We start from the raw sequence: 16842 nt of genomic DNA on the forward strand, positions 1-16842 counted from the left end.
TTCCTCTTACAGCCCGCGGGCCACGGCCTTGTCGATCAGCCAGTTCAGCGACGGGCCACGGTCGCTGTTGACCGCGGCCGGGCGGCCGGCGAGCTCGGCCGGCAGGCCTTCGTCGGGCTGGATCTGCACGCGGATGTCAGAGGCCAGGTTGTCGGTGTCCAGGCTCGAACTGCCGACGATCTTGCCGGTGCGCACATCGTCTTCGCCGGCGACCTGGAAGTTGACCCGGGTGCCTGGCTTCACTTCATCGAACTGGCGGTAGCTGAAGCGCGCCTCGACGGTCGGGGTGGTGGTACGCGGGATCAGCGCGAACACCGGCTGGCCTTTGCTGGCGTACTGGCCGTCGTCCACCAGCTGGCGCGACACCACGCAGTCGCACGGGCTGGTGAGGGTGCCGGAGAGCTGCTTGCCGAACAGTTCCTCGACCTTGGCCGGCTCCAGTTGCGAGTCGTCCAGGTGGCCCTTGAGCAGGTCGAGCATGCTGGTGTTGAAGGTGGCCAGCGGCGCGCCCTTGGCCACGCTGGCACCGCTTTGCACCAGGCTTTGCAGGCTGCCGTCGCGGGGCATGGTGACGTTGGTGGTGGGCACCGCGACCACGCCGGCTTCGGCGTGGCTGACGAAGTACAGGCCGTACAGCGACTTGGCGACGAAACCGAAGGCCACCAGGCCGACCACGAACACCCCGGCGGTGACGGTGACCGCGCGCAGGCGGCCGAAGGCCGACAGGCCGGCACCACCGTCCTTCTGCTTGCGCGCCTTGGTGAAGTTGTCGCGTTGCAGGGTACTGAGCACGTCCCCCACGCTGATCAACTCGCCGGACAGGTGGCTGGTGATGATGTGGCGCAGGGTGGCGATGTCGCGTGGCTCCAGGTTCTGGAACTCGACGCCGGTGCGGCCGCTGTCGCGGCTGCTGGTGCGCACCAGCAGCTCGACGTCCATCGACAGGCCGAGGTTGTCGACCACGAATTGCAGGCGACCGCGCAGCACTTCACCTTCGGCGAGCGGCTTTTTCGCATGGAAGGACAGGCCCCCGGCGGAAAGATCGTCCACCTTCACATCGTGCGGCTCGCGGTTGCCGTCCAGGTAGCGCAGCTTGGCGGGGATGCGCACCCGGGCGTGCTGGCGCTGCGCTTCGGACTCATGCACGACATTGACGTTCACGGCGGTATTCATGGCGATTTCGTTCCTGTTATCCGATCCGGGTTGGGCTCACACGACCATGAACAGCACGGCGACGAAGATGCTCGCGGCCGAGAAGGTCATGGTCCGCGAGGACCAGGTGTTGAACCATTGTTGAAAGCTGGCGAGGTCACGCTTGAGGGCAGTTGGCTGGCGGGTCCAGGACTGCCTGTCGAGGCGGAAGAACACGTAGATCTTCATCACCGCACCGACGATCTGGTTGTAATAGAGAATCAGCGGGTAGGCGGGGCCGACGTTGTGGCCCGAGCACAGCAGCATCACGGTGAGGATCAGGCGGGTGATGCCGATCCACAGCAGGTACACGAGCAAGAACTGCAGGCCGAACTTGAAGCTGGCGATCACCGCCACGGTCAGCCCCAGCAGGCTGGTCCACATCGACACGCGCTGGTCGAACAAGACGATGCTGGTGAACAGCCCCAGGCGCTTGAGGCCCAGGCCCAGGGCGCGGGAGTTCTGCCGCAGGTTGTTGCCGTACCAGCGGTACATGAGCTTGCGGCTGGCCTTGACGAAGCTCTTCTCCGGCGGGTGCTCCACCGTGTTGATGGCGGCATCGGGCACGTAGAAGGTGTCGTAGCCCAGGCGCATCAGGCTGAACCAGCTGGACTTGTCGTCGCCGGTGAGGAACTTGAAGCGGCCCAGGCGCCAGTGCATCAGCGAGTCGCTCTCGACGTCGGCGATAAACTCGGGGTTGGTCACCACGCTTGCGCGGAACATCGACATGCGCCCGGTCATGGTCAGCACGCGTTTGCTCAGGGCCATCGAGCACATGTTGATGTGGCGCTGGGCGAAGCGCAGCTTGTGCCACTCGCTCATGATGTAGCCGCCGCGCACTTCGCAGAACTCGTTGGTGGTCAGGCCACCAACGTTGGGGTAGAGCTTGAACCACGGCACGGTCTTGCGTACCACGCCCTCGGCCAGCACGGTGTCGCCGTCGATCACTGCCACCACGGCGTTCTCGTCCGGGAGCATCCGCGAGATGGCGCGAAAACCATAGGCCAGGCCATCGCGCTTGCCGGTGCCGGCGATGCGCACGATGTCCAGGGTGACGTGGGCGGGCGGGTTGTACTTGGCCCACAGGCTTTTCACCAGCAGCTCGTCGGACTTCTCCACCAGCGAGCAGACCACGGTGGTGGGGAAGCCGCAGTCGATGGCCTCGCGGATCACCGAGCTGTACACCTGCGCGGTGGTCAGCGCCTCGATGCGAAAGCTGGTGACCATCAGGTACACGTGCGACGGGTCGGCCGCCTTGCCCAGCTTTTGCACCTTGCGGCGCAGGTAGGGGTAGACGATGTACAGGAACAGCATGCCGCGGATGAAATGGGTGGCGCCCATGGAGTAGCGCCAGATGCCGACAGCACCGACCAGGAAGATGAAGTGCTTCGACTGCGAGTCGAAGATGTCGCTGGGCAGGGCCAGGGCGATCAGCATGAGCAGGCTCATGTAGAGCAGCCAGCCGGCGCACTGCAACAGCACTGTCTGGAACCTTTGCATGTTCGGCATCCGTCGAGAATTCGGGGGGTGGACGGGCGGCGCGCTGGGGAGGGACGCGCCGCCCGACCGGGTTACCAGCAGATACCTTCGGTACGGCTGGTGGTGCAGGTCGGCTTGTTCATGAAGCCGACCAGGTCGATCACCTGCTTGCCTTCCGGCGCCTGCTGGGCGAGGGCGCGGAACTGCTCGTCACGGTTGCCCAGGACGATGATCTCGGCGTTGCTCACCACCTGCTCGAAGTTGGCGTTGAGCAGCGAGGACACGTGGGGGATCTTCGACTCGATGTAGTCCTTGTTGGCGCCATGCACCCGGGCGTACTCGACGTTCTGGTCGTAGATATCGAGCTGGTAGCCCTTGCCGATCAGGCGCTCGGCCAGTTCGACCAACGGGCTTTCGCGCAGGTCGTCGGTGCCGGCCTTGAACGAAAGGCCCAGCAGGGCGACCTTGCGCTTGTCGTGGCTTTCGATGATGTCGAAGGCGTTCTGCACCTGGGACTCGTTGCTGCGCATCAGCGAGTCGAGCAGCGGTGCCTTCACATCCAGGCTGGACGCGCGGTAGGTGAGGGCGCGCACGTCCTTGGGCAGGCACGAGCCGCCGAAGGCGAAGCCTGGGCGCATGTAGTACTGGGACAGGTTGAGCACCTTGTCCTGGCAGACCACGTCCATCACGTCGCGGCCATCCACGCCAACGGCCTTGGCGATATTGCCGATCTCGTTGGCGAAGGTGACCTTGGTGGCGTGCCACACGTTGCAGGTGTACTTGATCATCTCGGCCACTTCGATCGGCTTGCGGATGACCGGCGCGTCGAGCTCTTCGTACAGCGCTTGCAGCACGTCGCCGCTGGCGCTGTCCAGTTCACCGATGACGGTCATCGGCGGGTGGTCGTAGTCCTTGATCGCGGTGCTTTCACGCAGGAACTCGGGGTTGACCGCCACGCCGAAATCGACGCCGGCCTTCTTGCCCGAGCAATCCTCGAGGATTGGGATGACCACGTTCTTCACGGTGCCCGGCAGCACGGTGCTGCGCACCACGATGGTGTGGCGGCGGGTGGTGTCGCGCAGCACGTAGCCGATCTCGCGGCATACCGACTCGATGTACTCCAGGCCCAGGTCGCCGTTTTTCTTGCTTGGGGTACCCACGCAGATCATCGACACGTCGCTGGCGCGGATGGCTTCGGCGAAGTCGGTGGTGCCGCGCAGGCGGCCGTTGGCCAGGCCTTGTTGCAGCAACGCTTCCAGGCCGGGTTCGACGATGGGCGACTTGCCCTGGTTGATCAGGTCGATCTTGGTGCGGGACACGTCCACACCGATCACTTCATGGCCACGTGCCGACAGGCAACCTGCACAGACTGCACCCACATAACCCAAACCAAAGATGCTGATACGCATCGCATTCACCTCGTGTGTTAATCACGCCAGCCCTGTTGCGAAGAGCCGACCGGGTTGATTGACCAGCAGTTTTCGGGCGCACGGATCCATGGCGAATTGACACTTCACCGCGCGCAGGCATGAATAAATCCGGAGCGCAGAAAGTTATGCACTCTTGTATGGCAGTCAAAGGCCAGTATTAAAAAGGCGTGCCCTGAAATGCAGCCGTCGTTATTGCAAAGCGCACTTGGCGGATTGCAGTGCTTGTTCTTTCAAGTGGATAAATCCTTTGAAATCAACCACTAGGACGAGTTTTAGGGGGCGCTTGTCTCCTGCATGGATCATGGCTTATGGCACTTCCTGTACCGCCGTTGAAGTTTTATGAGCCGGTTGCGGATGTCGGCCCTTGTCATCTGTAAGTCATCTCTCACGCTAGGCGCTTGATCTGCGTTACGGGTGCTATGAGCCGTTGCTCGTAGTAGAAGTTCCGAGCGTGGTTCCACCTTGATGAAACATTTCTAAATATTTTTTCAGTGATGAATACTTTCAATTTGATGGCACGTGTTAGTTTCATCCCCGGCGGTAAAGGGCGAAAACGAAGCGGGATGTTCAAGTGCCAGCATGTGAAATTTTTTTTGAAATTTCGTCAAAAAACTACGAACGGTCTTATGGCGTTTTGCGATAACGGTATGAGTGGTGATTTTTTGGCGCTATTTAAATGGCGTTTTTCAAGGTGTGCCCCATTGCAGGGCCATCAATGCAATCGCGGGGCAAGCCCGCTCCCACTGGGCTGTGGGAGCGGGCTTGCCCCGCGATTGAAGAAACTCAGCCTTCGGCGTGATCGCGCAGGAATACCAGGTGGTCGGGCTTGGACTGCTCGGCACTGTAGTAGTAGCCCTGCACATCGAAGCGCTTGAGCTGCTCGGGGTCGCTGATGCGCTGCTCGATCACGAAACGGCTCATCATCCCGCGGGCTTTCTTGGCGTAGAAGCTGATGATCTTGTACTGGCCGTTCTTCAAATCCTTGAAGTCGACGTTGATCACTCGGGCATTGAGCGCGCTCTTTTTCACCGCGCTGAAGTACTCGTTGCTGGCCAGGTTGAGCAGCACGTCGTCGCCCTGGTCGGCCAGCGCCTGGTTCAGCCATTCGCTGATGCGCGTACCCCAGAATGCGTAGAGGTCCTTGCCGCGGGCGTTGGCCAGCTTGGTGCCCATCTCCAGGCGGTAAGGTTGCATGAGGTCGAGCGGGCGCAGCAGGCCATACAGCCCGGAAAGCATGCGCAGGTGGTCCTGGGCGTAGCTGAAGTCGTCCTCGCTCAGTGTTTCGGCGTCGAGGCCGGTGTACACGTCGCCCTTGAATGCCAGCAGCGCCTGCTTGGCGTTGGCCGGGCTGAAGGCCGGGGTCCAGCTGCCGAACCGCGCGGCGTTGAGGCCGGCGAGCTTGTCGGACAGGTGCATCAGTTCGGCGATCTGCGCCGGCGACAGCTCGCGCAGCTGCACGATCAGTTCCTGGGAGTCGTCCAGGTACTGGGGCAGGGTATGGCGCTGGGTTACCGGCGGGGTGTCGTAGTCGAGGGTCTTGGCGGGGGAAATCACCGTCAGCATCGGGTCGGCTCCTGGAATCAATGGGCGGATTCTACGGGGCTGGCGGGGCAAGTCCAAACTATGGCGACGATAGTCACGGAACATCTATAGTGCGCGCCATGCTTTCAAGGAGAATGCGCACCGTGCGTATCGCGTTTGCCCTGTTCGCCGGGCTGCTGAGCCTGGGCGTGCAGGCCGCTCCGGCGGATTTCGTCAGTTTCGATCGCAGCCTGTGGCCCGAGCAACTGGACAGCCCGACGCTGTTCGATGTGGCCTCGCGGGCCGAAATTCTCTCGTTCGCCCGGGTACTGCACGAGAGCGAGATGCTCGATGAACAGGCCCTGGCGACGCGGCTGGGCCTGCGTCAGGTCAACCTGCCTGTGGTCCGCGCCGTGCGTGCGCGGCTGTGGCAGCGGTTGCTGACCAGCTACCAGCAGGCGCAGCGCAGTTGCGAGCAGGACGCATCGTTCTGCTACCCGGTGGAGTCGATGGCGGACTTGCGTATGCAAGCCGCCACGTTCGCTGGTGATGTCGGCACGTTCTATACGGGGTGGGTCGAGCCGAGCCATCAGTTTCATACCCGCTACCTGGACGAACAGTTGCGCAAGGCGGCGGTGTTCGCACAGTCCACCAGCGAGGTGGACAAGCTCTCCGAGCACGAGCGCAATGGTGACGAACTCAACGACCGCATGTTCCTGCTGACCTTCGTCGGTGGCCCTGCGGCGCAAGGGGGGAGCACGGACGCGATGACCGACTACCTGCGCCGGCAGAAGCTCGACGGTATCTTCTTCGTGCTCGGCAATCGGCTGCAGCAGCGCCGTGACAGTGGGCCGCTGGCCGGGCTGTATGCGGGCCAGTGCGTGGGCATCCAGGGCTGGGAGTACCGCTCTCATGCGCAGTGGCAGGGCTGGCAGGACTCGCTGCGGCGCAGCCAGGCGCGGGTTCAGGCAGATCTGCCGGAGCAATATGTACCGTTGTTCCGCCCGCCCTATGGGCAGCGGCGCGGGGATGGCGAGGCGTTCATGGCCAGCCAGCAGTTGCGGGTGTCGTTGTGGGATATCGACGCCCAGGATGACGGGCCGTTGACTGCCGAGGCCTCGGCGCAGCGGGTGATGACGCTGATGTTGTTGTGGCGCAAGGGGGTGATTCAGTTTCGAGACAGCTTGCCCAAGGCGCAGCCGGCGCTGGAGTGGCTGTTGCAGCATACGGCGCAGAGCGGGATTGGCTGGGAGGGGTGTCGGGAGTATGGGGTGGGGGAATAGGGTTGGCGGTTGATCGTGTGTTGGCTGCTATGAGTAGGGCGATAGAGATGCAGCGCTCTTGAGATCGAGCGCCGCCCGCGCGGCGCATCGCTGGCAAGCCAGCTCCCACATTTGTTTCGGGCCAGTTATGCCTGTAAGGGTACCGCTGCCCGCCTTGGTGCATGCCTCAAGTCTTGTGAGGGGCCGGTAACGCCCACCTCGATACCGCGTCACGCCAACAAGGCGTACAGCGATGAAGCAACAGGAGTAATTGGCCCGAAACAGATGTGGGAGCTGGCTTGCCAGCGATGCGCCGCGCGGGCGGCGCTCGATCTGATAGGCGCTGCAACTCTCAAACAGATCGCTAAGAAGGAAAAACCCGGCATTTGATCTCTGAGCGTAGTCCCACCCAACCCTCGCGCCAAGCCCTGTTCGTCAATCGGAAAAATAAACTTCACCTGAGCGTAAAAAGACTTTTTACCGTCATGGTTTTTGCGGTATCAAGGAGTCAGACAGCCGAATCCTGCAGCACAGGTGGCGTCATCCACGCCCCTTTGCCAGGTGAACTCCCCGCCCGTAACAACGCGGATACGGGGGGAACGGCAGTCACTCTGCGGCGCAGCCGTATGCGCCGTGCGGCTTTCACATAAGGTGACCGAGTATGGATGACCAAGGACGCAACCCTTCCTCCACCCAGCCAATCCTCTATGTGCTCGATACCAACGTCCTGATTCACGACCCCAACGCCCTGCTCAACTTCGAGGAGCACCACGTCGCCCTGCCGATGACGGTGCTGGAGGAACTCGACAAGCTCAAGACCGGTAAACAGACCATCGCCGCCGAATGTCGCCAGGCCATCCGCCTGATCGACCAGACCCTCGGTGATGCCTCGCCCAGCGATGTCGAGCAGGGTGTGCCGATCCAGCGTGGCAAGAGCGGGCCCAAGGGCTTCCTGTCCATCCTCATGAGCACGCGCAACGAACCCAATCGCCTGCTCCCGGAAAACCTCGCCGACAACATCATCATCAATCAGCTGGTGGACCTGCGCACCAAGCGCCCGGACCTGGACGTGGTGCTGGTCACCAAAGACATCAACATGCGCCTCAAGGCGCGCGCCTGCGGGATCGCCGCCGAGGACTACAGCACCGACCAGTTGGTGGATGACGTCTCGCTGCTGTCCAAGGGCTACCACTCGGTCACCGGCTCGTTCTGGGACCGGGTGAGCAAGGTCGACACCCGCCAGGAGCGCGGGCGCACCTGGCACCGGGTGCAGCTGACCGACAACCTGCCGGCGGTGCACGTCAACGAGTTCATCATCGATGAGCAGGGCTTCGTCGGCTGGATCAAGGGCATCCGCAACGACGAACTGCTGCTGCTCGACCTGCACCAGGAGCCGCTGCTGCACCAGGAAGCCTGGGGGCTCAAGCCGCGCGATATACACCAGAGCCTGGCGCTGTTCGCCCTGCTCGACCCGGATATCCACCTGGTCAACCTGACGGGGGCCGCCGGCTCCGGCAAGACCATCCTGGCGCTGGCCGCGGCCATCGAGCAGACCATGGTCAGCAAGCGCTACCGCCGCATCATCGCCACCCGCAGCGTGCAGGGGCTGGACCAGGAGATCGGTTTCCTGCCGGGCACCGAGGCGGAGAAGATGGAACCTTGGCTGGGCGCCATCACCGACAACCTCGAAGCCCTGCACATGGATGACGAGAGCACCCACGGCAGCGTCGAGTACATCCTCGAGCGGGTGCCATTGCAGTTCAAGTCGCTGAACTACATCCGCGGGCGCAGCTTCCAGCAGAGCCTGATCCTGATCGACGAGTGCCAGAACCTCACGCCGCACCAGATCAAGACCATCATCACCCGTGCCGGGACCGGCTCGAAGGTGGTCTGCCTGGGTAACCTGGCGCAGATCGACACCCCCTACCTGTCGGCCACCAGCTCCGGGCTGACCTACCTCACCGAACGCTTCAAGGACTTCCCCCACGGCGTTCATATCACCCTGCAGGGCGTGCCGCGCTCGGTGCTGGCCGAGTACGCCGAGTCGCACCTGTAAACGTTCATCAGCCTGTTCGCCGGCCTTGCCGGCGAGCAGGCCGGTGCGTCGAAATACCCCTCTGCTCAAAGCTGACCTGCAGGTTTACACTCTGTACTCCCTTCACAGGAGCAGAGCTGTGCTGACTCATCTTGATTCCCAGGGGCGCGCCAACATGGTCGACGTCACTGAAAAGGCCGTGACCGCCCGCGAGGCGCTGGCCGAGGCGCGGGTGCGCATGTTGCCGACTACATTGCGCATGATCGTCGACGGCGAGCACCCCAAGGGCGACGTGTTCGCCGTGGCGCGCATTGCCGGCATCCAGGCGGCGAAGAAGACCAGCGACCTGATTCCGCTGTGCCATCCGCTGATGCTTACCAGCGTCAAGGTCGAGCTGGCCGCCGAGGGTGAGGATGTGGTGCACATCGTCGCCCGCTGCAAGCTGGCCGGGCAGACCGGCGTCGAGATGGAAGCGCTGACCGCCGCCAGCGTGGCTGCACTGACGATCTACGACATGTGCAAGGCGGTGGACAAGGGCATGGTCATCGAGCAGGTGCGCCTGCTGGAGAAGACCGGCGGCAAGAGCGGCCACTACAAGGTGGAGGGGTGATGAAGGTCAAGGTGATGTATTTCGCCCGTTATCGCGAGTTGCTGGGTGTCGATGACGAGCGGATCGAGGGTGCATTCAAGGTGCTGGACGATGTGCGCCAGGCCCTGGTGGCCAAGGGCGGCCAATATGCCGTGCTGGCCGAGCAGAACCTGATGTGCGCGCGCAACGAAGAGCTGTGCAAGCTCGATGAACCGCTGGAGGATGGCGACGAGGTCGCGTTCTTCCCGCCGGTGACCGGAGGTTGAGCATGGGTGTACGGGTACAGCAAGCGGCGTTCGACCCCGGTGTCGAAGTCAATGCCATGCACGCCGCCAATGTCGGCGTGGGCGCGGTGGTCGGTTTCGTCGGCTATGTACGGGACTTCAACGATGGCCAGGACGTGGCGGGGATGTTCCTCGAGCACTACCCCGGCATGACCGAGAAGGCCTTGCACAAGATCGTGGTCGAGGCCGAAGGCCGCTGGCCGCTGCTCAAGGTCGAGGTGCTGCACCGCATCGGTGCCCTGGAGCCGGGCGAGCCGATCGTTTTCGTCGGCGTGGCCAGCGCCCACCGCCAGGCAGCCTTCGACGCCTGCAACTTCATCATGGACTACCTCAAGACCCGGGCGCCGTTCTGGAAGAAAGAGCAGACCGGCGACGGCCCGCGCTGGGTCGAGGGCAGGCAGAGCGACGAGGATGCTGCCCGGCGTTGGTGAGGCGTGATTGCTCGTCTTTCAGGGGGGCAGCCCATCAAGGTGATTCAAGTTCGGGACTGCCGGGGCTGCTTTGCAGCCCTTTCGCGACACAAGGCCGCTCCTACAGGAGATCGCGATTCCCTGTAGGAGCGGCCTTGTGTCGCGAAAGAGGTGCGTAGCGCCCCCCCAGTGTTGCCAGTCGTTGCGTTCCAAGACAGAAAAGTCCAGTATGGAATCATAAGTACAATATGATTCCCCGCCGTCTTGCGGCCTTCACTTTTACCTCTGTCTTGCACCACACCTCCAATAACGAGCGAGCGAGAAACCGATGAAGAAAATCACCCTGATCAGCGGCCTGGCCCTGGCCTTGATGGCCGGCAGCAACCTGTACGCCGCCGATTCCCTGCGCATCGGCATCGAGGCCGCCTATCCGCCCTTCGCCTCGAAGAATGACAAGGGCGAGATCGTCGGCTTCGACTACGACATCGGCAATGCCCTGTGTGCGCAGATGCAGGTCAAGTGCGTGTGGCACGAGGTCGAGTTCGACGGGCTGATCCCCTCGCTGAAGGTGAAGAAGATCGACGCGGCCCTGTCGTCGATGACCATCACCGACGAGCGCAAGAAGTCTGTGGACTTCACCCACAAGTACTACTTCACCTCCTCGCGGCTGGTGATGAAGAAGGGCGCGGTGGTCGACGACCAGTATCAGAGCCTGGTCGGCAAGACCATCGGCGTGCAGCGCGCCACCACCACCGACCGCTACGCCACCGAAGTGCTCGAGCCCAAGGGCGTCAAGGTCAAGCGCTACAGCAACAACGAAGAAATCTACATGGACCTGGCGTCCGGGCGTGTGGATGCGATCTTCGCCGATACCATCCCGCTGGACGACTTCCTGTCGATGCCGCGCGGCGCCGACTACGCGTTCGTCGGCCCTGAACTGAAAGACCCGAAATACGTCGGCGAAGGTGCCGGGATTGCCGTGCGCAAGGGCAACAGCGCGCTGGTCGGGCAGCTCAACGCCGCCATCGACGCCCTGCGTGCCAGTGGCGAATACCAGAAGATCGAAGGCAAGTACTTCAAGTCGGACATCTACGGCGACTGAGCCGGCCCCGCTCGAGGCCTGATCCGTTTCAGGCCTTGAGTTCCTTCAGGTGCTTGTACACCGTCGCCCGCCCCATCCCCAACACATTGGCCACGTAGTTGGCCGCGCTCTTGCCCTTGAACGCGCCTTCGGCGTGCAGGGCCAGCACCAGCTCGCGCTTGTGGTCGCGGCTCAGCACGCCCAGGCTCAGCTGGTGCTGGCGCAACCAGCTGTTGAGGAAGGTGTTGATGCGCTCCTGCCAGTCGTCGCGGAACAGTGCGTCGGGTTGCGGGATCAGCCGGCTTGGCGAGAGGAACAAGTCCAGCGCCGCCCGAGCGTTCTCGAACAGCGAGATGTTCAGGTTGATGCACAGCAGCGCCAGCGGCGCCCCCGCGCCATCGCGCAGCACGGTGCTCAGCGAGCGGATCTTCTGCCCGTCCCAGTTGAGTTTCTCGTAGGGGCCGATGTTGGTTTCATCGGTGCCTTGCTCGAGCATGTCCTCCAGCGCGGCGTCGTCGCCGATCTCGCGTTTGGACAGGTTGTTGGCGATGTAGTCGATCTTCTGGCTGCGCAGGTCGTGGAGCACCACCTCGGCATGGGGGAAGAACAACGTGGCGATCGCATCGGCGATGGCCCGGTAGTTGTCCAGCGTCGAATCGGGGCGAGGTGAGGGCATTGCGGCAGGCTCCTTGCGGTATCAGCGCCCTGGTACCCAGGGCGCTGGGAGTGTGCCGCAATCGCGGCGACACGTCATCTTGTCAGGCGCCCCGGCGACAGCAGGCGGGCGCTGAGGCCAAAGCCGCACAGGTGCTCGGGCAGTTGCGCGCCGCGCACCAGTGCGGCGCTGGCCTGGCCCATGGCCGGCGAGGTCTGGATGCCATAGCCGCCTTGCGCGGCAACCCAGAACAAACCCGCGACTTTTGGGTCGTAGCCGGCCACCAGGTCGCCGTCGGCGACGAAGCTGCGCAGGCCGGCCCAGGTGCGGGTGGGGCGGCGGATGCTCAGGGTCGTGGCCTGCTCGATCTGGTAGATGCCCAGGGCGATATCCAACTCTTCGGGCTGCACGTCGTGCGGCACCACCGGGTCGGCATTGGCCGGTGACCCCAGCAGCATGCCGGCGTCGGGCTTCATGTAGAACGACTCGTCGAGGCTGACCAGCATGGGCCAGGCGTGGCTGTCGACGCCTTCAGGGGCGGCGAAGATGAATGCCGCCCGGCGCTTGGGTTGCAGGCCCAGCGGGCGAGCGCCGGCCAGTTCGCCAATGTGGTCGGCCCAGGCGCCGGCGGCGTTGATCAGCACCGGTGCGCGGAACTCACCACGGTTGGTGTGCACCCGCCAGTGGCCTTCGCCGTCACGCTCCAGGCGTTGCACCTCGCAGTTGCTGTGGATTTCGCCCTGCTGGCGACGAATGCCGCGCAGGTAGCCCTGGTGCAAGGCATCGGTGTCGATATCGCTGGCGCTCGGGTCGTACAGCGCGCCATGCACGCTGTCACGGCGCAGCACCGGCAACCGCGCGCAGGCCTGGTCGGCATCGAGCAGCTCGACTTCGGGCACGCAGGCGCGGGCGCTCTGGTACTGGCGCTGCAACTCGTCGGGGTCGCCGGTGAAGTCCACGGTCATCTCCCCGCGCGGGGTCAGCAAGGGGTGTTCGCTGAAACCGGCGGGCGGGCTGTCGAAGAAGGCCCGGCTGGCGAGGGTCAGCGCGCGCACCTGCGGTGTGCCGTAGGCAGCGGTGTAGAGCGCCGCCGAGCGGCCGGTGGAGTGGTAGCCGGGTTGCGACTCGCGTTCGAGCAGCAGCACCCGGCCATGGGCGGCCAGCCAGTAGCCGGTGGAGGCGCCGGCGATGCCGGCACCCACGATGATGTAGTCGGCAGTCTGCATGGGGTGTCCTCAGCGGGCCTGTTGCAGGCGATACAGGGCGTTGGCCAGGGCGATGTCTTCCAGGCCCAGGCCGATGGAGCGGAAGAACACGTGGCGCTGGTAGCTCGGCTCGGGGGCCTGGCCGCTGAGCAGTTGCGCCAGGTCGCCGGCGATCGCTTCGGTTTGCCAGCCGTGCTGCTCCTTGGCGATCAACATTTCGCCGGCGCTGGAAGGGGTGGTCACCCGGTAGTCGCAGTAGACATCCATGTGCGCCAGGCTGGCGGGCGGGACTTCGTGGGCGCGCACGGCGTTGGTGCTGATCGAGGTGATCAGCGCCGGTTTGCTCAGTTGCAGGGGGTCGATGACCGGGCCTGCCGAAGAGGTGCACAGCAGGATCACATCGGCGTCGTGCAGGGCCTGCTCCAGGCTGTCGGCCAGTTGCACGCGGTGGTCCAGGTCGGTCAGTTGCCGGCGCTGCTCTGCGTCCTGGCGTGCCAGGCTGGGCGAGTACAGGCGGATGTCCTGCCAGGCGCGCAGCTCGCGCACGTAGTGCACGTGGGCACGGGCGATGGCGCCGCTGCCGATCACGGCCAGGCGCCGGGCCCCGTGTGGGGCCAGGACGTCGACGGCCACGGCGGTGGTGGCGGCGGTGCGCGCGGTGGTCAGCTCACCGGCATCGCACAGCAGCAGCGGCTGGCCGTTGTCCATGGACATCAGCAGGGTCCAGGCCGTGACCAGTGGACCTTGTTCGCGAACGATGTAGGGCGAGGTCTTGATCCCGTAGACCCGCTCCGCGGCCAGCACCCCACCGTAGTTGATGAAGTCGCCGCCGCCGGCGGGGAACTCCACCAGTTGCTGTGGCGGCTGCACCGCCTGGCCGGCGGCCAGTTCACGGAACAGCTTGCGCAGGATCTGCGGCACGTCCAGCTGGTCGAGCAGTTGGCGGGCGTGTGGTCGATCGATGACGAGGGGCGCGGTCATGCGAGGCTCCAGATAAACTGTTTTGTCCATTATGGACTTTTTGTTTATTTGGACAATATCGCGGGCATAAAAAAGCGCTGGCCGGCGCCCACATCTTGCGCGGTCTCTGTAGGAGCGGCCTCGTGTCGCGAAAGGGCCGCAAAGCGGCCCCGGCGATCTTGAGGTGTCATCGAGATCCTGGGGGCGCTGCGCACCCCATTCGCGGCACAAGGCCGCTCCTACAGGGGGCGTGCTACCAGGTGGGAGGCTTGCCGGCGATGGGGCGCAAAGCGGCCCCAATTGCATGGCGGGCTGATCAGTGCCCTTTGCGTGGCACCGGCTTGAGCAGTTCGTCCGGCGGCATCTCGCACTTGATCTTGCGCCCCAGCAGCTCTTCGATGGCCGGCAGCTGGTAGGAGTCGTCTTCACCGGCGAAGCTGATCGACACACCCTCGGCACCCGCGCGGCCGGTGCGGCCAATACGGTGCACATAGTCGTCCGGGTCTTCCGGCAGGGTGAAGTTGATCACGTGGCTGATGCCGTCGATATGGATACCGCGGCCGGCCACGTCGGTGGCCACCAGCACGGTGATGCGCCCCTCGCGGAAGTTCTCCAGGGTACGGATGCGCTTGTGCTGGGGCACATCGCCCGACAACTGGGCGGCGTTGATGCCGTCGCGCACCAGCTTCTCCTCGATGCGCCGCACCTCGTCCTTGCGGTTGGCAAAGACCATCACCCGTTCCCACTGGTTTTGTGTGACCAGGTTGTACAGCAGCTTGTACTTGTCGCTGCCGGCCACGGCATAGACATGCTGTTCGACGGTCTCGCTGGCGACGTTCTCCGGCTCGATCTCGACGATGGCCGGGTTGGTGGTCCACTGCTTGGCCAGGTTCATCACGTCGTCGGTGAAGGTGGCGGAGAACAGCAGGGTCTGGCGCTCGCTCTTGGGCGGGGTCTGGCGGATGATCTGCCGCACCTGGGGGATGAAGCCCATGTCGAGCATGCGGTCGGCTTCGTCCAGCACCATCACCTCGACCATGTCCAGGTGCACTTCGCCGCGTTGCTGGAAGTCCAGCAGGCGGCCTGGGGTGGCGACCAGGATGTCGCAATGGCGCGCTTCGAGCGCTTTGAGCTGCTTGTCGAACTCCATGCCGCCGACGAAGCTCATCACGTTCAGGCCGCTGTACTTGGTCAGGGCCTGGGCATCCTTGGCGATCTGCACCACCAGCTCGCGGGTCGGGGCGATGATCAGCGCCCGTGGCTCACCCATGTAGCGCTCTTTGGGCGGCGGTGTCTGCTGCAGCTGCGAGATGATCGAGATCAGGAACGCGGCGGTCTTGCCGGTACCGGTCTGGGCCCGGCCGATGGCGTCCTGGCCGCGCAGCGTGTAGCCAAGCACCTGGGCCTGGATCGGCGTGCAGTAGGGGAAGCCAAGGTCGTGGATGGCATGCATCAGCTCGTTGGAGAGCTTGAAGTCGTGGAAGCGGGTCTTGCCTTCCTGCGGCTCCACCACGAAGTCTTCGGGCTTCCACAGGCTGGCCTGGGGCTTGGGTTTGCGTTCACGGCGCGGCTTTTCCCTGGCCGGCTGTTCTGCGCGCGGTTGTTCGGCGGGCTCGGCCTGCGGCGCGGCGTCTCCCTTGGCGAATATTTTCTTGAGTGCCTTGAGCACGGTCGTCTCGTCAACTGGTTAAGGAATGTACGCCGGGCAGTGTAATGCAAGAATCGGGCGCGGCGTAGTGCAATGCTGGGCGGGCTACAGGGTCACTGCAGTTGGCGGCTCAGCCAGTCGTGGATGTCGTTCAGCTCCTCGACCGCCACTTCGTGCTCCATGGGGTACTCCTGCCAGCGGGCGGCCACGCCCCAGGTGTTGAGGTATTCAAACGCGGTGCGGCCCATCGACGGGATCACCACCGGGTCGTGCACACCGTGCAGGCACAGCGCCGGGGTGCGCTGCTGGCAGGCGCTCAGTTGCTGGGCGTCGGTGAAGGTCGGGGCATAGGTGGACAGGGCGATCACCCCGCCGAGGGCTTCCTGCCACTTTATATAGGCGGTGTGCAGCACCACGGCGCCGCCCTGGGAGAAACCCGCCAGGAAGATCCGCGTCAGGTTGATGCCTTTGGCCTGCTCCGCCTTGATCAGGTCGATGATCTGTTCGGCCGATTCTTCCAGCTGGGCTTCGTCGATGGCCCGCGCCGGGGTCATGGCCTTGATGTCGTACCAGCTGGGCATCTCGTAGCCGCCGTTGATGGTGACCGGGCGGGTAGGGGCCTGGGGCATGACGAAACGGGTACTGAGCAGGCGCTCCTGGAGAAACTCGGCCACCGGTAGGAAGTCGTAACGGTCGGCGCCCAGGCCGTGCAACCAGATCACACAAGCGTCTGCGGTCTTCTGGGGTTCGAGAATCAGCGGGTTGGTCATGACTGCTCCGAAAAAGTGCGTGCGTGCGCATTGAGTGCGTAAAAAGAAGGCGATAGGGGTTAATGCCAGAAAAAGATGTCGCAACTCTACAACTTTTCCTACTTGACGCCTGCTTAATCGCTTAAGCCTTCAACTGTGGTACGCCCTTTGCTATGTGCTTGGTATGCGAAGGAGTGGGCCAGTCACGGTAACACCCCTCGTGTGGATACAAAGGCTGTCACAGAACAGCCCATTGCGCCAATTGACCCAAAAACAAGCCAACAAGGGGTCGGATGCGCCTCATAAGGGTGCGGTGCAATTCCGGCTCGTACAACAAGAGCGA

At 63.7% G+C, this 16842-nt stretch carries 15 protein-coding genes; 6 read left to right on the forward strand and 9 right to left on the reverse strand.

Annotation, left to right across the window (positions count from 1 at the left end; translation table 11 throughout):
• Positions 1-6 precede the first annotated feature (6 nt).
• From IX761_RS08625 to yaaA, 4 genes are all read right to left on the reverse strand, one after another.
• Positions 7-1173, reverse strand: a complete 1167-nt coding sequence (locus tag IX761_RS08625) for an alginate biosynthesis protein Alg44 (RefSeq protein WP_194789176.1) — start codon at positions 1171-1173, stop codon at positions 7-9.
• 36 nt (positions 1174-1209) lie between these two features.
• A complete protein-coding gene (locus IX761_RS08630) occupies positions 1210-2691 on the reverse strand; it encodes a glycosyltransferase family 2 protein (RefSeq protein WP_194789177.1) in 1482 nt (493 codons plus the stop codon).
• A gap of 71 nt (positions 2692-2762) precedes the next feature.
• Positions 2763-4079, reverse strand: coding sequence for a nucleotide sugar dehydrogenase (locus IX761_RS08635; RefSeq protein WP_194789178.1), 1317 nt, complete (start codon positions 4077-4079; stop codon positions 2763-2765).
• Positions 4080-4883: 804 nt separating this feature from the next.
• Positions 4884-5663 (reverse strand): peroxide stress protein YaaA, encoded by a 780-nt coding sequence (yaaA, locus tag IX761_RS08640; protein WP_194789179.1) that lies wholly within the window; start codon positions 5661-5663, stop codon positions 4884-4886.
• A 122-nt stretch (positions 5664-5785) separates the two neighbouring features.
• Here yaaA and IX761_RS08645 point away from each other — a divergent pair, with 122 nt between their 5' ends.
• From IX761_RS08645 to IX761_RS08670, 6 genes are all read left to right on the forward strand, one after another.
• Complete coding sequence (locus tag IX761_RS08645) at positions 5786-6904, forward strand: polysaccharide deacetylase family protein (protein ID WP_194789180.1); 1119 nt, start codon at positions 5786-5788, stop codon at positions 6902-6904.
• 640 nt (positions 6905-7544) lie between these two features.
• Complete coding sequence (locus IX761_RS08650; RefSeq protein WP_194789181.1) at positions 7545-8939, forward strand: PhoH family protein; 1395 nt, start codon at positions 7545-7547, stop codon at positions 8937-8939.
• A gap of 118 nt (positions 8940-9057) precedes the next feature.
• Positions 9058-9528 (forward strand): cyclic pyranopterin monophosphate synthase MoaC, encoded by a 471-nt coding sequence (gene moaC, locus IX761_RS08655; RefSeq protein ID WP_194789182.1) that lies wholly within the window; start codon positions 9058-9060, stop codon positions 9526-9528.
• On the forward strand, positions 9528-9773 hold the full coding sequence (gene moaD, locus IX761_RS08660) for a molybdopterin converting factor subunit 1 (RefSeq protein ID WP_194789183.1): 246 nt from the start codon (positions 9528-9530) through the stop codon (positions 9771-9773). The genes moaC and moaD overlap by 1 nt, the downstream gene beginning before the upstream one ends.
• 2 nt (positions 9774-9775) lie before the next feature.
• Entirely contained in the window at positions 9776-10222 is a 447-nt protein-coding gene (moaE, locus tag IX761_RS08665) for a molybdopterin synthase catalytic subunit MoaE (RefSeq protein ID WP_194789184.1), read from the forward strand.
• Positions 10223-10529: 307 nt separating this feature from the next.
• Positions 10530-11303 carry an ABC transporter substrate-binding protein gene (locus IX761_RS08670; RefSeq protein ID WP_194789185.1) on the forward strand — a complete coding sequence of 258 codons (774 nt, stop codon included), beginning with the start codon at positions 10530-10532 and terminating at the stop codon, positions 11301-11303.
• 28 nt (positions 11304-11331) lie between these two features.
• Here the strand turns inward: IX761_RS08670 and IX761_RS08675 are convergent, their stop codons facing one another.
• From IX761_RS08675 to IX761_RS08695, 5 genes are all read right to left on the reverse strand, one after another.
• Positions 11332-11958 (reverse strand): helix-turn-helix transcriptional regulator, encoded by a 627-nt coding sequence (locus IX761_RS08675; RefSeq protein ID WP_194789186.1) that lies wholly within the window; start codon positions 11956-11958, stop codon positions 11332-11334.
• A gap of 74 nt (positions 11959-12032) precedes the next feature.
• Positions 12033-13163 carry an NAD(P)/FAD-dependent oxidoreductase gene (locus IX761_RS08680; RefSeq protein WP_194789187.1) on the reverse strand — a complete coding sequence of 377 codons (1131 nt, stop codon included), beginning with the start codon at positions 13161-13163 and terminating at the stop codon, positions 12033-12035.
• Between the two features lie 9 nt (positions 13164-13172).
• Positions 13173-14123 carry an ornithine cyclodeaminase family protein gene (locus IX761_RS08685; RefSeq protein WP_194789188.1) on the reverse strand — a complete coding sequence of 317 codons (951 nt, stop codon included), beginning with the start codon at positions 14121-14123 and terminating at the stop codon, positions 13173-13175.
• Positions 14124-14418: 295 nt separating this feature from the next.
• Positions 14419-15771 (reverse strand): ATP-dependent RNA helicase RhlB, encoded by a 1353-nt coding sequence (rhlB, locus tag IX761_RS08690; RefSeq protein WP_194789189.1) that lies wholly within the window; start codon positions 15769-15771, stop codon positions 14419-14421.
• Positions 15772-15863: 92 nt separating this feature from the next.
• Positions 15864-16520: an alpha/beta hydrolase gene (locus IX761_RS08695; RefSeq protein ID WP_194789190.1), complete on the reverse strand. Its 657-nt coding sequence runs from the start codon at positions 16518-16520 to the stop codon at positions 15864-15866.
• Positions 16521-16842: the final 322 nt, after the last annotated feature.

The sequence above is a fragment of the Pseudomonas sp. UFMG81 genome (genome assembly GCF_015354575.1).
In the GTDB taxonomy this organism is placed as follows: domain Bacteria; phylum Pseudomonadota; class Gammaproteobacteria; order Pseudomonadales; family Pseudomonadaceae; genus Aquipseudomonas.